Here is a 15,654-nt window from a genome sequence, read left to right as displayed (position 1 = left end):
GCTACGGATGTAAGATTCTCTCATGAGCAACGAGACGAGCACGGTGACGAGCACCCCGGCGCCTGCCGCACCGGCGGGCCTACGGGAGTCCAAGAAGCGCGAGACGCGACAGCTGATCTCCGATCACGCGACCCGGCTGTTCATGGCACAGGGCTTCGAGCGGACGACCATCGCGGAGATCGCCGACGCCGCGCGCGTGGCGAAGAAGACGGTGACCAACTACTTCCCGCGCAAGGAGGACATGGCGCTGGACCACCAGGACGCGTTCGCCGCGAGCCTGGCGGACACCGTCGCCGCACGGTCTTCCGGTGAATCGGCCCTCGCGGCGCTGCGCCGCGCGTTCGAGGCCGCCGTCGCGGCCCAGGATCCGATCGCCGGTTTCGCGGGCCCGGACTTCTCCCGCATGATCGACGACAGTCCGACTCTGTCCGCCTGCCTGCGCGGTCTGCACGACCGGCGCGAGGAGGCCCTGGCCGACGCCCTCGCCGGAGCCACGGGCACGACTGCCGCCGACATCACCCCCCGCACGGCCGCCGCTCTGCTGGGCGCGGTGCACCGGGTCCTGTTCGGTCGCATCCAGGAACTCACCCTCGCCGGGCACTCCAACGACGACATCGCGCGGACCGTCGCCGACGAGGCCGCCCGCGCCTTCGACCTGCTCGAACCGGCGCTCGCCGACTACGCGGTGGCCTGACCGGGCGGCAGGGTGCCGGGCGAACCGGGCACGGAACGGCCGACGGCCCGGTGCGACGTGTGCACCGGGCCGTCGGAGGACTCTCTCGGTCAGCGACCTGCGCCGAGCCCCTGGGCGACCTCCGTCGCCCAATACGTCAGGATCATGCTCGCGCCGGCGCGCTTGATGCCGAGCAGCGTCTCGGCGATCGCCTTGTCCCGGTCGATCCAGCCCTTCTCGGCAGCGGCCTCGACCATCGCGTACTCGCCGCTGATCTGGTAGGCGGCGACCGGCACGTCCACCGACTCGGCGACCTTGGCGAGGATGTCGAGGTAGGGGCCGGCGGGCTTGACCATGACCATGTCGGCGCCCTCCTCGAGGTCGAGCGCCAGCTCGCGCAGCGACTCCCGCGCATTGGCCGGGTCCTGCTGGTAGGTCTTGCGGTCGCCCTTGAGCGACGAGCCGACCGCCTCGCGGAAGGGGCTGTAGAACGCGGACGAGTACTTCGCGGTGTACGCGAGGATCGACACGTCCTCCTTGCCGATGGTGTCGAGCGCGTCGCGGACGACGCCGACCTGGCCGTCCATCATGCCGCTGGGGCCGACGACGTGGACGCCGGCGTCGGCCTGGACCTGGGCCATCTCGGCGTAACGCTCCAGCGTGGCGTCGTTGTCGACGCGGCCGTCCTCGGCCAGGACACCGCAGTGGCCGTGGTCGGTGTACTCGTCGAGGCACAGGTCGGACATGATGACGAGTTCGTCGCCGACCTCGGCCTTCACATCGCGGATGGCGACCTGGAGGATGCCGTCCGGGTCCGTGCCGGCGGTCCCGAGGCCGTCCTTCTTCTCGTCCTCCGGTACGCCGAAGAGCATGATCCCGGCAACCCCGGCCTCACGCGCCTCGACGGCGGCCTTCCGGAGCGTGTCACGGGTGTGCTGCACGACGCCCGGCATGGCCTGGATCGGGACGGGCTCGCTGATCCCCTCGCGCACGAAGGCGGGCAGGATCAGATCGGCCGGGTGCAGCCGGGTCTCGGCGACCATGCGCCGCATCGCGGGATTCACCCGCAGCCGCCGCGGCCGCGCACCGGGAAAGGATCCGTACACAGTCATGCATGCCACGCTACGCCCGCCGCGGGGGTGCGAATGCCGACAGCCCGTCGGTGCGGGGGCTCCCTGCGGCCCTCCACGGCCTCCCCTGCGGCCCTCTCTACGGGCGCGTGGCGGTGACGAGCCAGGCGGCCGACATGTAGAGCACACCCTCCGGGGTCTCGTGGGTCTCGATGTTCACACGCAGACCGGCGAGGGCCCGCGCCCGGCCGACATCGTCGAGGTCGTCGACCAGCCAGGTGAGCATCCCGGAGACCAAGGCGTACGCGTGATCGGCGTCCCGCCCGAAGTACATGGGGCGGCGCAGCCCCGTCAGCTCCGGCTCCTCGAACCCGGCAGCGGTGAGCCTTTCCCGTACGACGTCCGGATCGGCCATGGCGAACGGTCCGGGCGCGCCGGGCGGCGGCACGGGCAGATCGCGGCCCGCCGCGAGAGCGGTCGCGAAGGACCGGAACCACTCGTTGTGCTCCACGGCCTGCCACACCAGCAGCACCAGCCGGCCGCCGGGCCGCAGCGCGCGGGCGATGTTGCGGAACGCCGTCACCGGATCGGCGAAGAACATGCACCCCATACGGCTGATCGCGACGTCGAACGACGCCTCCGGGAACGGATAGGTCTGGGCGTCCGCCTGCTCGTGGCGGACGCTGTCGAGCCCCTCCCGCTCGGCCTCCCGCCGCGCGAAGCGCAGCATCGGGCCCGACAGGTCGATGCCGAGCACGGGGCCGCCGACGGTGAGCCGGGCGGCGGCGCGGGACGTCAGCCCGTTGCCGCAGCCGATGTCGAGGACACGCTCGCCGCGGTGGAGGGCGGCGGCGTCCAGGAACGGCCGCTGGTAGGCGTGAATCGCGCGGTCGAAGTCGTCCGCGTGCGCGGCCCAGTACGAGCCTTCGTCACCGTCCCAGGCGCGTGCCTGCTCGGCGTTGGACGGATCGACGTGCAGAGTCCTGGCGCTCATGGCGGTCACCCACTCATTCTCAGCCGCGCGACGTGTCTGCTTCCGGTGTACGCCTCGGGCTGCGGCCCCGCCAACCGCTGCGCGGAGCCGTCCCCACCCCGCCCCTTCCCGGTGTACCGATATGTGCCTCCGCCGCGTGGCGGGCTCCGCCCGGACCCTGTACCGGCCTCAATCGCCGGCCGGGCTGACTGTGTCAGCCTCGCCGGCGATTGAGGCGCGGGGGTGCGGGGGCGGAGTCCCCGGAACACCGCGCGAAGCGCGGTACCGGGGTCCGGGGCGCAGCCCGTACGGGGTCCGGGGCGGAGCCCCCGGTTACGGGAAGGGGCGGGTGGGGGAAAGCACCCCACCCGCCCCGCCACGCGCACCCATCAGGTCGTCGTACGCCGCCGCCGCCCGCCCGGTCGCCGTTCCGACGGGCGCGTCACGTGCTCGCCCGCCTCGACCGCCGCCGCGCGGCGCGCCGCGCCGAAGTCGGCGAGGGCCTCGGCCAGCCGGTGCACGGACGGCTCCGGGGACAGGACGTCCACCCGCAGCCCGTGCTCCTCCGCGGTCTTCGCGGTCGCCGGACCGATGCACGCGATCACGGTCACGTTGTGCGGCTTGCCGGCGATGCCGACCAGGTTCCGCACGGTCGACGACGACGTGAACAGCACCGCGTCGAAGCCGCCGCCCTTGATCGCCTCGCGCGTCTCCGCCGGCGGCGGCGACGCCCGCACGGTCCGGTAGGCCGTGACGTCGTCGACCTCCCAGCCCAGCTCGATCAGGCCCGCGACCAGCGTCTCCGTCGCGATGTCGGCGCGCGGCAGGAAGACGCGGTCGATCGGGTCGAAGACCGGGTCGTACGGAGGCCAGTCCTCCAGCAGACCGGCCGCGGACTGCTCGCCGCTCGGCACGAGGTCGGGCTTCACACCGAAGTCGACGAGCGCGGCGGCCGTCTGCTCGCCGACCGCCGCGACCTTGATGCCGGCGAAGGCGCGCGCGTCGAGGCCGTACTCCTCGAACTTCTCCCGCACCGCCTTCACCGCGTTGACGGAGGTGAAGGCGATCCACTCGTAGCGGCCGGTGACGAGGCCCTTGACCGCGCGTTCCATCTGCTGCGGCGTGCGCGGCGGTTCGACGGCGATGGTCGGGACCTCGTGCGGCACCGCGCCGTAGGAACGAAGCTGGTCGGAGAGCGAGGCGGCCTGCTCCTTCGTACGCGGCACGAGTACCTTCCAGCCGAACAGCGGCTTGGACTCGAACCACGCGAGCTGGTCGCGCTGGGCGGCGGCGCTGCGCTCACCGACCACGGCTATGACCGGCTGGTGCCCCTCGGGGGACGGCAGCACCTTCGCCTGCTTGAAGGTCTGGGCGATGGTGCCGAGCGTCGCGGTCCACGTCCGCTGCCGGGTGGTCGTACCGGCCACGGTCACGGTCAGCGGGGTGTCCGGCTTGCGGCCGGCGGCGACCAGTTCGCCGGCGGCCGCGGCGACCGTCTCCAGGGTGGTGGAGACGACGACCGTGCCGTCGCTCGTCCCGACCTCGGTCCAGCACCGGTCGGAGGCGGTCCGCGCGTCGATGAAGCGGACGTCGGTGCCGTGCTCGTCGCGGAGCGGGACACCCGCGTACGCGGGCACGCCCACCGCGGCGGCCACGCCCGGCACGACCTCGAAGGGGATGCCCTCCGCGGCGCAGGCGAGCATCTCCTGACCTGCGTCGGTGTCCAGGCCCGGGTCGCCGGTCACCGCACGGACGACCCGCTTGCCGCCCCGCGCGGCCTCCATGACAAGATTGGCCGCATCCCTGAGTACGGGGATTCCGGCGGTTGTTGACGCGCCGTCAACGACCGTCAGCTCAGGCGTGCTCACGCTCGCCCGCGCGTGGCCGCGAACGACCTCGAGCACGTGCGGCTCGGCGATCAGCACGTCGGCGCCGGCCAGTGCCTCGACGGCGCGCAGAGTCAGCAGACCGGGATCGCCGGGACCGGCACCCAGGAAGGTGACGTGCCCGTGTCCGTGTGCCGGAAGGGGTGGACGGTTCGAGGTGGTGGGGCTCAAAGTGCTCGCTCCCCCATAAGACCGGCCGCACCCTTGGCGAGCATCTCGTCCGCGAGTTCGCGTCCGAGCGCCGCCGCGTCGTCGTGCGACGTGGGTACGGGACCGGTGGTGGACAGCTGCACCAGCGAGGAGCCGTCGGTCGTGCCGACGACGCCGCGCAGGCGCATTTCGGTGACTTCCTGGCCGTCGCCCAACAGGTCGGCCAGCGCACCCACAGGTGCGGAGCAGCCGGCCTCCAGGGCGGCGAGCAGGGCACGCTCGGCGGTCACGGCGGCCCGCGTGCGCGGGTCGTCGAGCTCGGCGAGCGCGGCGACGAGGTCCGCGTCGGACGCGGCACACTCGATCGCCAGTGCCCCCTGGCCGGGGGCGGGCAGGACGAAGTCGACCGACAGGAAGTCGGTCACCTCGTCGGTCCTGCCGATGCGGTTGAGTCCGGCTGCGGCGAGCACGACGGCGTCGAGCTCCCCGTTCCGTACAAATCCGATGCGGGTGTCGACGTTGCCGCGGATCGGCACCGTCTCGACCGTCCGGCCGTGGGTGCGGGCGTACGCGTTCAGCTGCGCCATGCGGCGCGGCGAACCGGTCCCGATCCGGGCGCCGTTCGGCAGCTGCTCGAAGGTCAGGCCGTCGCGGGCGATCAGCACGTCCCGCGGGTCCTCGCGCTTCGGCACGGCCGCGAGCGCCAGCTCGTCCGGCTGGGTCGTCGGCAGGTCCTTCAGCGAGTGAACGGCGAAGTCGACCTCCCCGCGCGCCAGCGCCTCACGGAGCGCGGCGACGAACACGCCCGTGCCGCCGATCTGCGCGAGGTGCTCGCGGGACACGTCCCCGTACGTGGTGATCTCGACGAGCTCGACGTCGCGGCCGGTGAGGCGGCGCACCGCCTCTGCCACTTGCCCGGACTGGGCCATGGCCAGCTTGCTCCGCCGGGTTCCGAGCCTCAGTGCCCTCTCGGTCATACTCGCCCTCGGTTCTTGACGTCTGCGTCATTCAGGTCGGCCCGGCTGACGGAGGCGACCGTCTCCGGGTCGAGGTCGAAGAGGGTCCGCAGCGCGTCCGCGTACCCGGCGCCGCCGGGTTCTCCGGCCAGCTGCTTGACCCGCACGGTGGGCGCGTGCAGGAGCTTGTCCACCACGCGGCGCACCGTCTGGGTGATCTCGGCGCGCTGCTTCTCGTCGAGTCCGGTCAGCCGTCCCTCGAGACGCGCCATCTCCCCGGCGACCACATCGGCGGCCATGGTGCGCAGGGCGACCACGGTCGGCGTGATGTGCGCGGCCCGCTGGGCGGCGCCGAACGCGGCGACCTCGTCGGAGACGATGGAGCGCACCTGGTCCACGTCCGCGGCCATGGGCGCGTCGGCCGAGGCCTCCGCGAGGGACTCGATGTCGACGAGCCGTACGCCCGCGAGGCGGTGGACGGCGGCGTCGATGTCACGCGGCATGGCCAGGTCGAGCAGCGCGAGCCGTACGGGCCCGGCGCCGTGCGCGGTGACCGCGCCGGCGTGGGCGTCGCGGGCGCGCGAGCCGTTGTCGACCCAGGCGGCGTGCTGCGCCAGGGAGTCGTCGAGGCCGACGGGGCACTCGGCCCCGGCCGCGTCGCCGGGCAGCGAGTCCTCGGCTCCAGTGGCGGCGTCCGCCCGCGCGTCAGCCGGTCCTGGCGCACCCGCGTCGGGCGCTCCCACCTCGGGCGCACCCGGGCCGCCGGCGCGGTCCACGCCCGGCAGGCCCGCCAGGTCGTCGGCGCCCCCCGGGAGTTCGGCCACGCGGCCGTCGCGTGCGGCGAGCGCGGCCAGCCGGGCGACGACGCTGCCTTCGGGGGCGCGCAGGTCCGCGGCGGGGGACGCGCCCGGCACCATGTGCTCGGTGAGCGCGGCCGCGACCGCCTCGGCCGTCAGCACGAGCCCGGTCGCGCCGGTGCAGGACACGGCCACGTCGGCCAGGGCCAGCTCGGCGGGCACCTGCGACATGCTGACGGCGCGCGCGTCGAGAGTGCCCGGCTCGGAGAGCACCGCGGCCAGCCGCTCCGCACGCTCCGTGGTCCGGTTGGCGACGACCAGCTCCCGCACGCCGAGGCGCGCCAGCGTCGTGGCGGCCAGCGAGGACATCGAACCGGCGCCGATGACCAGCGCCCGCTTGTCCGCGGCCCATCCGTCGACCGGTGCCCCGGCGGCGAGCTGCTCGAGACCGAAGGTGACGAGCGACTGCCCGGCACGGTCGATCCCGGTCTCGCTGTGGGCCCGCTTGCCGACCCGCAGCGCCTGCTGGAAGAGGTCGTTGATCAGCCGTCCGGCGGTGTGCAGTTCCTGCCCGAGCGCCAGCGCGTCCTTGATCTGTCCGAGGATCTGGCCCTCGCCGACGACCATCGAGTCCAGGCCGCAGGCCACCGAGAAGAGGTGGTGGACGGCCCGGTCCTCGTAGTGCACATAGAGATAAGGGGTGAGCTCTTCGAGGCCCACCCCGCTGTGCTGGGCGAGCAGGGTCGACAGCTCGGCGACACCGGCGTGGAACTTGTCCACGTCCGCGTACAGCTCGATGCGGTTGCACGTGGCCAGCACGGTCGCCTCGGTGGCGGGTTCCGCGGCGAGGGTGTCCTGCAGCAGCTTGATCCGGGCGTCGGCGGGCAGCGACGCCCGCTCCAGCACGCTCACGGGAGCACTGCGGTGGCTCAGCCCCACGACCAGGAGACTCATGCCGGCATCACCGCGGACATGTCACCCTCGGGGCCCCTGCGGTTGGTGGTCTCGGCCTCTTCGCCGGCCTTGCGCTGCTCGTGGAAGGCGAGGATCTGCAGTTCGATCGAGAGATCGACCTTGCGCACGTCGACCCCGTCGGGCACGGACAGCACGGTCGGGGCGAAGTTCAGGATCGAGGTGACCCCGGCGGCGATCAGGCGCTCGCACACCTGCTGCGCGGCACCGGCGGGCGTGGAGATGACCCCGATGGAGACCCCGTTGGCACTGATGATCTTCTCGAGTTCGTCCGTGTGCTGGACCGGGATGCCGGCGACGGGCTTTCCGGCCATTGCCGGGTCGGCGTCGATCAGTGCGGCGACCCGGAAACCACGCGACGCGAAGCCGCCGTAGTTGGCGAGCGCGGCGCCGAGATTACCGATTCCTACGATCACAACCGGCCAGTCCTGCGTCAGGCCCAGTTCACGGGAGATCTGGTAGACGAGATACTCCACGTCGTAGCCGACGCCACGGGTCCCGTACGAGCCGAGGTAGGAGAAGTCCTTGCGCAGCTTCGCGGAGTTGACACCTGCCGCCGCGGCGAGCTCCTCGGAGGAGACCGTGGGGACGGACCGCTCGGAAAGTGCGGTCAGAGCCCGCAGGTACAGCGGGAGTCGGGCGACGGTGGCCTCGGGGATTCCTCGGCTACGGGTCGCCGGTCGGTGATTTCGGCCAGTTGCCACGGTGCTCCTGGGGGATGAGCGAGGCTGCAGGCGGCCGTGTGTCCCAAGACCGCCCCGTCGACAGCAGGCTATGTCTTTGTGAACGCGTGCACAAAGATGGTGTCCGGTTTGTCCGTCCAAAGTGATCGGGGTCACGCAATTCGACAGGCGAATTACGGAACCGCAAACCGTCCGTGACCGTTGGGGCACCGAAGGGCGCAAAGCCGGACACACTCCTCTCGCGCACGCCCCCGAGACCGCCTGATCCCATCCACTCTGCCCTGCCGCCCGCGCCTCCCGATAGAGCCACGACGGGCCGGAGGGAGACCGTTCAGACGCCGAGCGCCCGCCGGAGCCGGTCGGCGTCCACCTTCCAGAAGGTGTGCTGCTCCCCGTCGATCAGCACGACGGGGATCTGCTCCCAGTAGGCGCGGTGCAGTTCCACGTCCTGGTTGATGTCCTTCTCCTCCCAGGAGGCGCCCGCCTCGTCGCACACCTGCCGGACGACGGCGCGCGCGTCGTCACAGAGGTGACAGCCGGGCTTCCCGATCAGGGTGACCGTGTGTTCGGCGGGGTTCTTCTTCGTGCGCCGCAGCAAAGGACTCATGCACCCATTCTCGCCGGTCCTCTCATCAGTACGGATTAACAGCGCGGACCCGCAGAGTTCACGCCGCCGCATCCCCGGCGGGTCGGGAAGTACCGAACAGACTGGCTATGCTCACGACATGGCCGCACTGGGATGGCTCACTCCGCGCAGGCGCTCCGCCACGGCACGCAGCGTGCTCGCGGGCGAAGCCGCAGCAGAGGCAGCACGGAAGTCCTCGCAGACGATCGAGGCGCTCGAGGCGCAGGAGGTCACCGCCCCTGCCGTCGAACCGGAGTTCCCCGTCGCGGGCGACGAACGCGCCGCCGCCTTCTTCGACCTCGACAACACCGTCATGCAGGGCGCCGCGATCTTCCACTTCGGCCGGGGCCTGTACAAGCGGAAGTTCTTCCAGCGCCGCGAACTGGCCCGGTTCGCCTGGCAGCAGGCGTGGTTCAGGCTCGCGGGGGTCGAGGACCCGGAGCACATGCAGGACGCCCGCGAGAGCGCCCTGTCCATCGTCCAGGGCCACCGCGTCTCCGAACTGATGAGCATCGGCGAGGAGATCTACGACGAGTACATGGCCGACCGGATCTGGCCCGGCACCCGCGCCCTCGCACAGGCGCACCTCGACGCCGGCCAGAAGGTCTGGCTGGTGACCGCGGCACCCGTCGAGACCGCGACGATCATCGCCCGCCGTCTCGGGCTGACCGGCGCACTCGGCACCGTCGCCGAGTCCGTCGACGGTGTCTACACGGGCAAGCTCGTCGGCGAACCGCTCCACGGCCCGGCGAAGGCGGAGGCGGTACGCGCCCTGGCGGCCGCAGAGGGCCTGGTCCTCTCCCGCTGCGCCGCGTACAGCGACAGCCACAACGACATCCCGATGCTCTCGCTCGTCGGGCACCCGTACGCGATCAACCCGGACACCAAGCTGCGCAAGCACGCCCGGCAGCGCGACTGGCGGCTGCGCGACTACCGGACGGGCCGCAAGGCCGCCAAGGTCGGCATCCCGGCCGCGGCCGGCGTGGGCGCGCTGGCGGGCGGTACCGCCGCCGCGGTCGCCCTCCACCGCCGCCGCCGCTGACACCGGCCCGGCCGGTCCCGGCCCGGCGAACATGTGCTCTTCCGCGTGTCGCCGACCAATCCGCGGGCTTCGTCCCGGTAAGTCCCCGGCCAGTCCTCTTGTCCCGGCCCGGCCAGAACACACCGCCCGGCACGACAGATGATGACCAAATTCGATCAATAACTGCTCACAATGTGCGACCAGAACCATCGCGTAGACGCAACAAAAGTGTCTGAAACGGCGATTTGAGCAACTGGGCGTAGCAATGCCTGTACGAAGCGTTATTCTCCTCAGACGCATGACGGACCCCACCAGTCCCCACGACGGGTGAACGGTCCCGCACTGCTCGTGATGGAAGCTCTGCCTCTGGGAGTCCCGTGTACCCACACGTCGGGGTTGACGCCTCGGGCCTGGCTACGCTGCGCGCAGCGGTCCTCGACCACTTGCGCGGCCTTGTCCCCGCCGCGTACGCCGTCCCCGCCTTCGCCACGCCCCGCCTTGCCGCCGACGGCCCGGCCGCACCCTGCTATGCCCTGACCGACGGCCTGCACAAGGGGCCGACACGCAGCGCCGTCGACGAGGGGCGAGGGCCCGCCGAAGGACGCGCCGCGGGCAGAAGGGCCGGCCGCGGCTCCGGCGCACAGGCCGCCACCCGGCGGCCCACCGCCGACAGCGACAGCGCCCGCATGATGGAGCTGGTCGAGCGGGCCCAGGCGGGCGAGGCCGAGGCCTTCGGCCGGCTCTACGACCAGTACAGCGACACCGTGTACCGCTACATCTACTACCGCGTCGGCGGGAAGGCGACGGCGGAGGACCTCACCAGTGAGACCTTCCTGCGCGCATTGCGCCGCATCTCCACCTTCACCTGGCAGGGCCGCGACTTCGGCGCCTGGCTCGTGACGATCGCCCGCAATCTGGTCGCCGACCACTTCAAGTCGAGCCGCTTCCGGCTGGAAGTGACCACCGGGGAGATGCTCGACGCCAATGAGGTGGAGCGCAGCCCCGAGGACTCGGTCCTGGAGTCCCTCTCCAACGCCGCGCTGCTCGAGGCCGTCCGCAAGCTCAACCCCCAGCAGCAGGAGTGCGTCACCCTCCGTTTCCTGCAGGGCCTGTCCGTCGCCGAGACCGCCAGGGCGATGGGCAAGAACGAGGGCGCGATCAAAACCTTGCAGTACCGCGCCGTGCGCACCCTCGCCCGGCTGCTCCCCGATGACGCACGCTGACCGGCCCCTGCCCGCTCCAGAGCCCCGCTGTCCCCACAGCCTCCCCCCACGCCCCCTGTACCCGACTCACATTCGGTGACGCCTCGATGACGCACTGGTCCGATCATCTTTCGCGCGTAACCCAAGTGCCGCGCCGCTCGTTGTGCGGAATGCAGGCTCCCTCTGGACACGCCATGCCCGCAGCCGCTCACTCTTTCGTGTGGATGTGCTCAAGGTGTGCAACCCTCCAGACCCCCAGGGGAGTCGATCGTCATGACGAGAGGAGGTGCCGCCAGTGATCGCGAACGTTTCGGCGCACCGGCGGGCGAACGCCTTCGCCCAGGCCTTGGAAGACCAGGCGGCCGAACAGCCCGACGAGTCGGTCGAGTCCGTCGAACCGCCCGAGCACGAACGGCTGTTGACCCTGGCCCACGGTCTCGGCGAGCTGCCCAAGCCGGAAATGGACCCCGAGGTCAAGGTGGTGCAGCGGGCACAGCTCGTGGCCGCCATGGAAGCGATGCTCCAAGAGGGCACGGCAGCCTCGCCGGGTGCGCCCGCGGGCCCTACGGTGCCCGAGCAGCGGACCTCCGGCCGCGGCGCCCACCGGGCATCCCCGCTCCGGAAGTTGCGACCGCGTTCCCGCTGGTCGAAGGGGCTCGCGGCCGGCGGCCTGACCGTCGGTGTGGCGGCGGGCGCCTTCGGCGGGGTGGCCGCTGCCAGTTCCGACGCCCTCCCCGGTGACTCGCTGTACGGGCTGAAGCGCGGCATGGAGGACTTCAAACTCGGCCTGGCCGACGACGAGTCCGACCGCGGCGAGCTCTATCTCGACCAGGCGTCGACCCGCCTGAGCGAGGCCCGCCGGCTCATGGAGCGAGGCCGCTCCGGCACCATGGACCACGAGTCCCTGGGCGAGGTCCGCCGCACGCTCACCGGCATGCGGCACGACGTCACCGAAGGCCACCGTCTGCTCAGCGCCGCGTACGAACGCGACGGCTCGCTCGCCCCCATGGCCACGCTCAACTCCTTCTCCCGCTCGCACCGCGAGACGTGGGACGGACTGCGCGACCGGCTGCCCGCCCAGCTGACCGACGTCGGCGACGAGGTCGACTCCGCCTTCGAAGCCATAGACGAACAGGTCGGCCCGCTCGAGTCGCTGCTGCCCCGGCCCCCGGAGAAGCAGAGCGGCGTCCAGGGCCCGAGCACGTCACAGGACTCGGGAAGCGCCTCGGACCCGGACCGTACGGCGCCCAGCGCGCCGGACGGCGGCGGGCGGACGGGCGAGGTCACCCGGCCCAGCCCGTCGGGGTCCAGCACGGACGCGGAGGACGACGGCCTGCTCGGCGGCAACACGGGCGGTCTGCTCGACCCGCCGGAGGGCCTGACGAGCCCGTCGCTGTCCGGCATGGAATCCGCACCGTCGGCGCCGGAGGTCACCATCCCGCCGCTCCTGCCCGGCATTCTCCCGGGCCTCGGTTTCGAGGCGGAGGACGACTAGCCGTCCGGACAGTGCGTGCGTGAGGGGCGGGTCCCGGCAGGGGCCCGCCCCTCACGTATGTCCGCGCGGCAGAACACAGATCCGCTCGCCAGAACACAGGTCGCGGCTCAGGACGTGGGTCCCCGGCCGCTGACGCGCCGCCGGGGCCGGCGAGGCGGGCTCAGAAGAAGACCGAGCGGCGCTGCACCAGCAACTTGTAGAGCGTGTGCTGGATCTGCTCGCGCACCTGGTCCGTCAGGTTGAACATCAGCATGGGGTCCTCCGCCGCCTCCGGCGGATAGCCGTCCGTCTCGATCGGCTCCCCGAACTGGATCGTCCACTTCGTCGGCAGCGGCACCGCCCCGAGCGGCCCGAGCCACGGGAAGGTCGGCGTGATCGGGAAGTAGGGGATGCCCAGCAGCCGCGCCAGCGTCTTCGCGTTGCCGATCATCGGGTAGATCTCCTCGGCCCCGACGATCGAGCACGGCACGATCGGCACTCCCGCCCGAAGCGCCGTCGAGACGAAACCGCCGCGCCCGAAGCGCTGGAGCTTGTAGCGCTCGCCGAACGGCTTGCCGATGCCCTTGAAGCCCTCCGGCATCACACCCACCACCTCGCCGCGCTGCAGAAGCCTTTCGGCGTCCTCGGCGCAGGCCAGGGTGTGGCCGGCCTTGCGAGCCAGTTCATTGACCACTGGCAGCATGAAGACCAGGTCCGCGGCCAGCAGGCGCAGATGACGGCCCGCCGGATGGTTGTCGTGGACGGCGACCTGCATCATCAGCCCGTCCAGCGGCAGCGTCCCCGAGTGGTTGGCCACCACCAGCGCGCCGCCCTCGGCCGGGATGTTCTCGATGCCCTTCACCTCGACCCGGAAGTACTTCCGGTACATCGGCCGCAGCATCGACATCAGGACCTGGTCGGTGAGCTCGGCGTCGTACCCGAACTCGTCGACCTCGTAGTCACCCGTGATCCGGCGCCGCAGAAACGCCAGACCGCCGGCGATCCTCCGGTCCCAGACCCCGGCCGCCGGCGCCCCGGGTGGCGCCGCCCCGAGTGACTCCTGTCCGGCGGCGGAAGGAGCGGCAGCGTCCTGAGGGGCGTCATGGGCACCCTCGGCGGCGTCCGGCACCTCACCGGCGCCCGGAGCGCCGGAGGCCACCGGAGCGGCCGGCACAGGGGGCTTGCCCGTACCGCCGTCGGCGCTCTCACCGCCGTGCTGCCCGGGCAGGGGGCTCACCACGGCCTCCCCCGTCGCCGCGGGCTCGGCCTTGCGACGGCCGCCTGCCGCAGAGCGCCGCCGCGCCGGGCGCTGCGCGCCGCCGCCACGCGACCGGTCGTCGTCGAACGGAATGACCTTGGCGTCCGCCATCGTCGGCTGCGCTCCTTATCCGGGCTGTCCGCTGCTGTGCGTCGTCTGCGTGGGCGTCCGCGTGGCCGTCCGCCCGCCGTCTTCGAGGGCCGCGCCGTCTGTGAACGGCAGGGCCGCAGTGACCTGGTCCACCGCCTTGGCGAGCGTCCGGGGCGGGAGCAGCCCCGGCCCGCGGCTGCGTGCGAAGTCCGCGAACGTCTCCGCCGTCGTGTACTTCGGCCGGAAGCCCAGTGTCTCGCGCATCTGAACGGTGCTCACCACCCGCCCGTGGGTCAGCAGCCGGATCTGCTCGGGCGAGAAGTCGGTGATGCCGATCGTCCGCAGCGCGGAGCCGACCCAGGTGACCGCCGGCAGCAGCACCGGCAGGGTCGGCCTGCCCAGCCTCCGCGAGCACTGGGACAGCGTCAGCACGCCGTCCCCTGCGATGTTGAAGGTGCCGCTGTTGAGCGTGGAGCGCCGCGGCTCGTGCAGGGCGATCCGCAGCACGTCGATGACGTCGTCCTCGTGGACGAACTGCAGCCGCGGGTCGTACCCGAAGACCGTCGGCATCACCGGCAGCGTGAGGAACTCGGCGAGCGGCGAGTCGGCGCACGGTCCGAGGATGTTGGCGAAGCGCAGCACGCACACCGCCACGTCGGGCCGGCGCCGGGCGAAGCCGCGCACATATCCCTCGACCTCGACGGCGTCCTTGGCGAAGCCACCGCTGGGCAGCGACTTGGGCGGGGTGGTCTCCGTGAAGACCGCCGGATCGCGCGGAGCGGAGCCGTAGACGCTCGTGCTGGACTTGACGACCAGCCGCTTCACGGTCGGCGACTTCTGGCAGGCGCCGAGGAGCTGCATGGTGCCGATGACGTTGGTCTCCTTGACGGCCGTACGGCCGCCGGCGCCCAGCGGCGTGCCCGTCACGTCCATGTGCACGACCGTGTCGACGGCGTGCTCGGCGAGGACCCGCCCGATGGCGGGCTGCCGGATGTCGGCACGGACGAACTCGGCACCGCCCAGGTGGTGTCCGGGGCCCACGGCATCGACCCCGATCACCCGGTCCACCTCGGGATCGCGCTGGATGCGCCGCACGAGACGGCCTCCGAGCTGCCGGGCCACTCCGGTGACGAGCACGACCTTGCCCAAGATCAGCGCCTTCCTTGGGGCGTTCCGGCCCTGGTCCGCCGGACAGGGCCTCGAGTCCTGGCGTCACCGTAGCGCGTCGGTGTTGCGCTGTGATGACCGCACGACGGACTTTTGCCACGTCGTGCCGTGTCGGACCAAACCATGGATCGGAGACGCGGGTCACAAACACCCCGGCCCCTCCACCGTGCGGTGGAGGGGCCGGGGCGACGCGTACAGCTGCCGCTTACTTCTTGTTGCGACGCTGAACGCGGGTGCGCTTGAGCAGCTTGCGGTGCTTCTTCTTGGCCATCCGCTTACGCCGCTTCTTGATAACAGAGCCCACGACTACCCTCGCTCACTTCTCTTCACTCGGTGCGGGGCGTCTGGGCCCACACGACCTACGTCGGCCTAGCCTACCTGCCGCCGAGTGAGGGACGTAATCCGAGGGCAATGGACCGGGCTCCGTCACGCGGATTCCACCCCCACGAAGGATTCGCGGAGATACTCGTGCACCGCTTGCTCCGGTACCCGGAAGGACCTCCCCACCCGGATCGCCGGCAGATGACCGCTGTGCACCAAGCGGTACACGGTCATCTTCGACACCCGCATCACCGAGGCAACCTCCGCCACGGTGAGAAACTTGACCTCGTTGAGAGGCCTCTCGCTGCCAGCAGCCATGACCCACCTGTACCTTCC

General features: G+C 71.6%; 15 protein-coding genes. 4 read left to right on the top strand and 11 right to left on the bottom strand.

The genetic code is table 11. The annotated features are described in order from the left end of the window. Positions 1–22 precede the first annotated feature (22 nt). The gene (locus tag OGH68_RS20815) at positions 23–694 is read left to right on the top strand and encodes a TetR/AcrR family transcriptional regulator (RefSeq protein WP_264246148.1); all 672 of its coding nucleotides are present in this window, start codon (positions 23–25) and stop codon (positions 692–694) included. Positions 695–783: 89 nt separating this feature from the next. Here the strand turns inward: OGH68_RS20815 and hemB are convergent, their stop codons facing one another. From hemB to OGH68_RS20780, 7 genes are all read right to left on the bottom strand, one after another. Then, positions 784–1,785, bottom strand: coding sequence for a porphobilinogen synthase (gene hemB / locus OGH68_RS20810; protein ID WP_264246146.1), 1,002 nt, complete (start codon positions 1,783–1,785; stop codon positions 784–786). A gap of 97 nt (positions 1,786–1,882) precedes the next feature. Further along, complete coding sequence (locus OGH68_RS20805) at positions 1,883–2,737, bottom strand: class I SAM-dependent methyltransferase (RefSeq protein ID WP_264246143.1); 855 nt, start codon at positions 2,735–2,737, stop codon at positions 1,883–1,885. Between the two features lie 368 nt (positions 2,738–3,105). Further along, positions 3,106–4,773: a bifunctional uroporphyrinogen-III C-methyltransferase/uroporphyrinogen-III synthase gene (locus tag OGH68_RS20800; protein ID WP_264246141.1), complete on the bottom strand. Its 1,668-nt coding sequence runs from the start codon at positions 4,771–4,773 to the stop codon at positions 3,106–3,108. Next, positions 4,770–5,729 carry a hydroxymethylbilane synthase gene (gene hemC, locus OGH68_RS20795; RefSeq protein ID WP_264246140.1) on the bottom strand — a complete coding sequence of 320 codons (960 nt, stop codon included), beginning with the start codon at positions 5,727–5,729 and terminating at the stop codon, positions 4,770–4,772. Before hemC ends, OGH68_RS20800 begins: the two co-directional genes overlap by 4 nt. Beyond that, entirely contained in the window at positions 5,726–7,459 is a 1,734-nt protein-coding gene (locus OGH68_RS20790; RefSeq protein WP_264246137.1) for a glutamyl-tRNA reductase, read from the bottom strand. Before OGH68_RS20790 ends, hemC begins: the two co-directional genes overlap by 4 nt. Next, complete coding sequence (locus OGH68_RS20785; protein ID WP_264246136.1) at positions 7,456–8,181, bottom strand: redox-sensing transcriptional repressor Rex; 726 nt, start codon at positions 8,179–8,181, stop codon at positions 7,456–7,458. The genes OGH68_RS20790 and OGH68_RS20785 overlap by 4 nt, the downstream gene beginning before the upstream one ends. A 310-nt stretch (positions 8,182–8,491) precedes the next feature. Further along, the gene (locus tag OGH68_RS20780; protein WP_264246134.1) at positions 8,492–8,767 is read right to left on the bottom strand and encodes a glutaredoxin family protein; all 276 of its coding nucleotides are present in this window, start codon (positions 8,765–8,767) and stop codon (positions 8,492–8,494) included. A 118-nt stretch (positions 8,768–8,885) separates the two neighbouring features. On the opposite strand from OGH68_RS20780, the gene OGH68_RS20775 reads away from it, so the two are divergent. The 3 genes from OGH68_RS20775 (at position 8,886) to OGH68_RS20765 (ending at position 12,503) form a co-directional block, all read left to right on the top strand. Continuing rightward, positions 8,886–9,827 carry an HAD family hydrolase gene (locus OGH68_RS20775; RefSeq protein ID WP_264246133.1) on the top strand — a complete coding sequence of 314 codons (942 nt, stop codon included), beginning with the start codon at positions 8,886–8,888 and terminating at the stop codon, positions 9,825–9,827. A 356-nt stretch (positions 9,828–10,183) separates the two neighbouring features. Further along, positions 10,184–11,029: an ECF subfamily RNA polymerase sigma factor, BldN family gene (locus OGH68_RS20770; RefSeq protein ID WP_264246132.1), complete on the top strand. Its 846-nt coding sequence runs from the start codon at positions 10,184–10,186 to the stop codon at positions 11,027–11,029. Between the two features lie 274 nt (positions 11,030–11,303). After that, entirely contained in the window at positions 11,304–12,503 is a 1,200-nt protein-coding gene (locus OGH68_RS20765; protein ID WP_264246130.1) for a DUF5667 domain-containing protein, read from the top strand. Positions 12,504–12,663: 160 nt separating this feature from the next. On the opposite strand, the gene OGH68_RS20760 is transcribed toward OGH68_RS20765, so the two are convergent. From OGH68_RS20760 to OGH68_RS20745, 4 genes are all read right to left on the bottom strand, one after another. After that, a complete protein-coding gene (locus tag OGH68_RS20760) occupies positions 12,664–13,851 on the bottom strand; it encodes a lysophospholipid acyltransferase family protein (RefSeq protein ID WP_264246128.1) in 1,188 nt (395 codons plus the stop codon). Positions 13,852–13,866: 15 nt separating this feature from the next. Continuing rightward, on the bottom strand, positions 13,867–14,979 hold the full coding sequence (locus tag OGH68_RS20755) for an NAD-dependent epimerase/dehydratase family protein (RefSeq protein WP_264246126.1): 1,113 nt from the start codon (positions 14,977–14,979) through the stop codon (positions 13,867–13,869). 223 nt (positions 14,980–15,202) lie between these two features. Continuing rightward, positions 15,203–15,301 carry a 30S ribosomal protein bS22 gene (locus tag OGH68_RS20750; RefSeq protein WP_003948845.1) on the bottom strand — a complete coding sequence of 33 codons (99 nt, stop codon included), beginning with the start codon at positions 15,299–15,301 and terminating at the stop codon, positions 15,203–15,205. Positions 15,302–15,423: 122 nt separating this feature from the next. Beyond that, complete coding sequence (locus OGH68_RS20745) at positions 15,424–15,636, bottom strand: helix-turn-helix domain-containing protein (RefSeq protein WP_014046653.1); 213 nt, start codon at positions 15,634–15,636, stop codon at positions 15,424–15,426. Positions 15,637–15,654 lie beyond the last annotated feature (18 nt).

It is taken from the genome of Streptomyces peucetius (assembly GCF_025854275.1).
Lineage (GTDB): Bacteria > Actinomycetota > Actinomycetes > Streptomycetales > Streptomycetaceae > Streptomyces > Streptomyces peucetius_A.
Note: the sequence above shows the minus strand (reverse complement) of the source record. Positions and strands in the feature narration are given on the sequence as shown.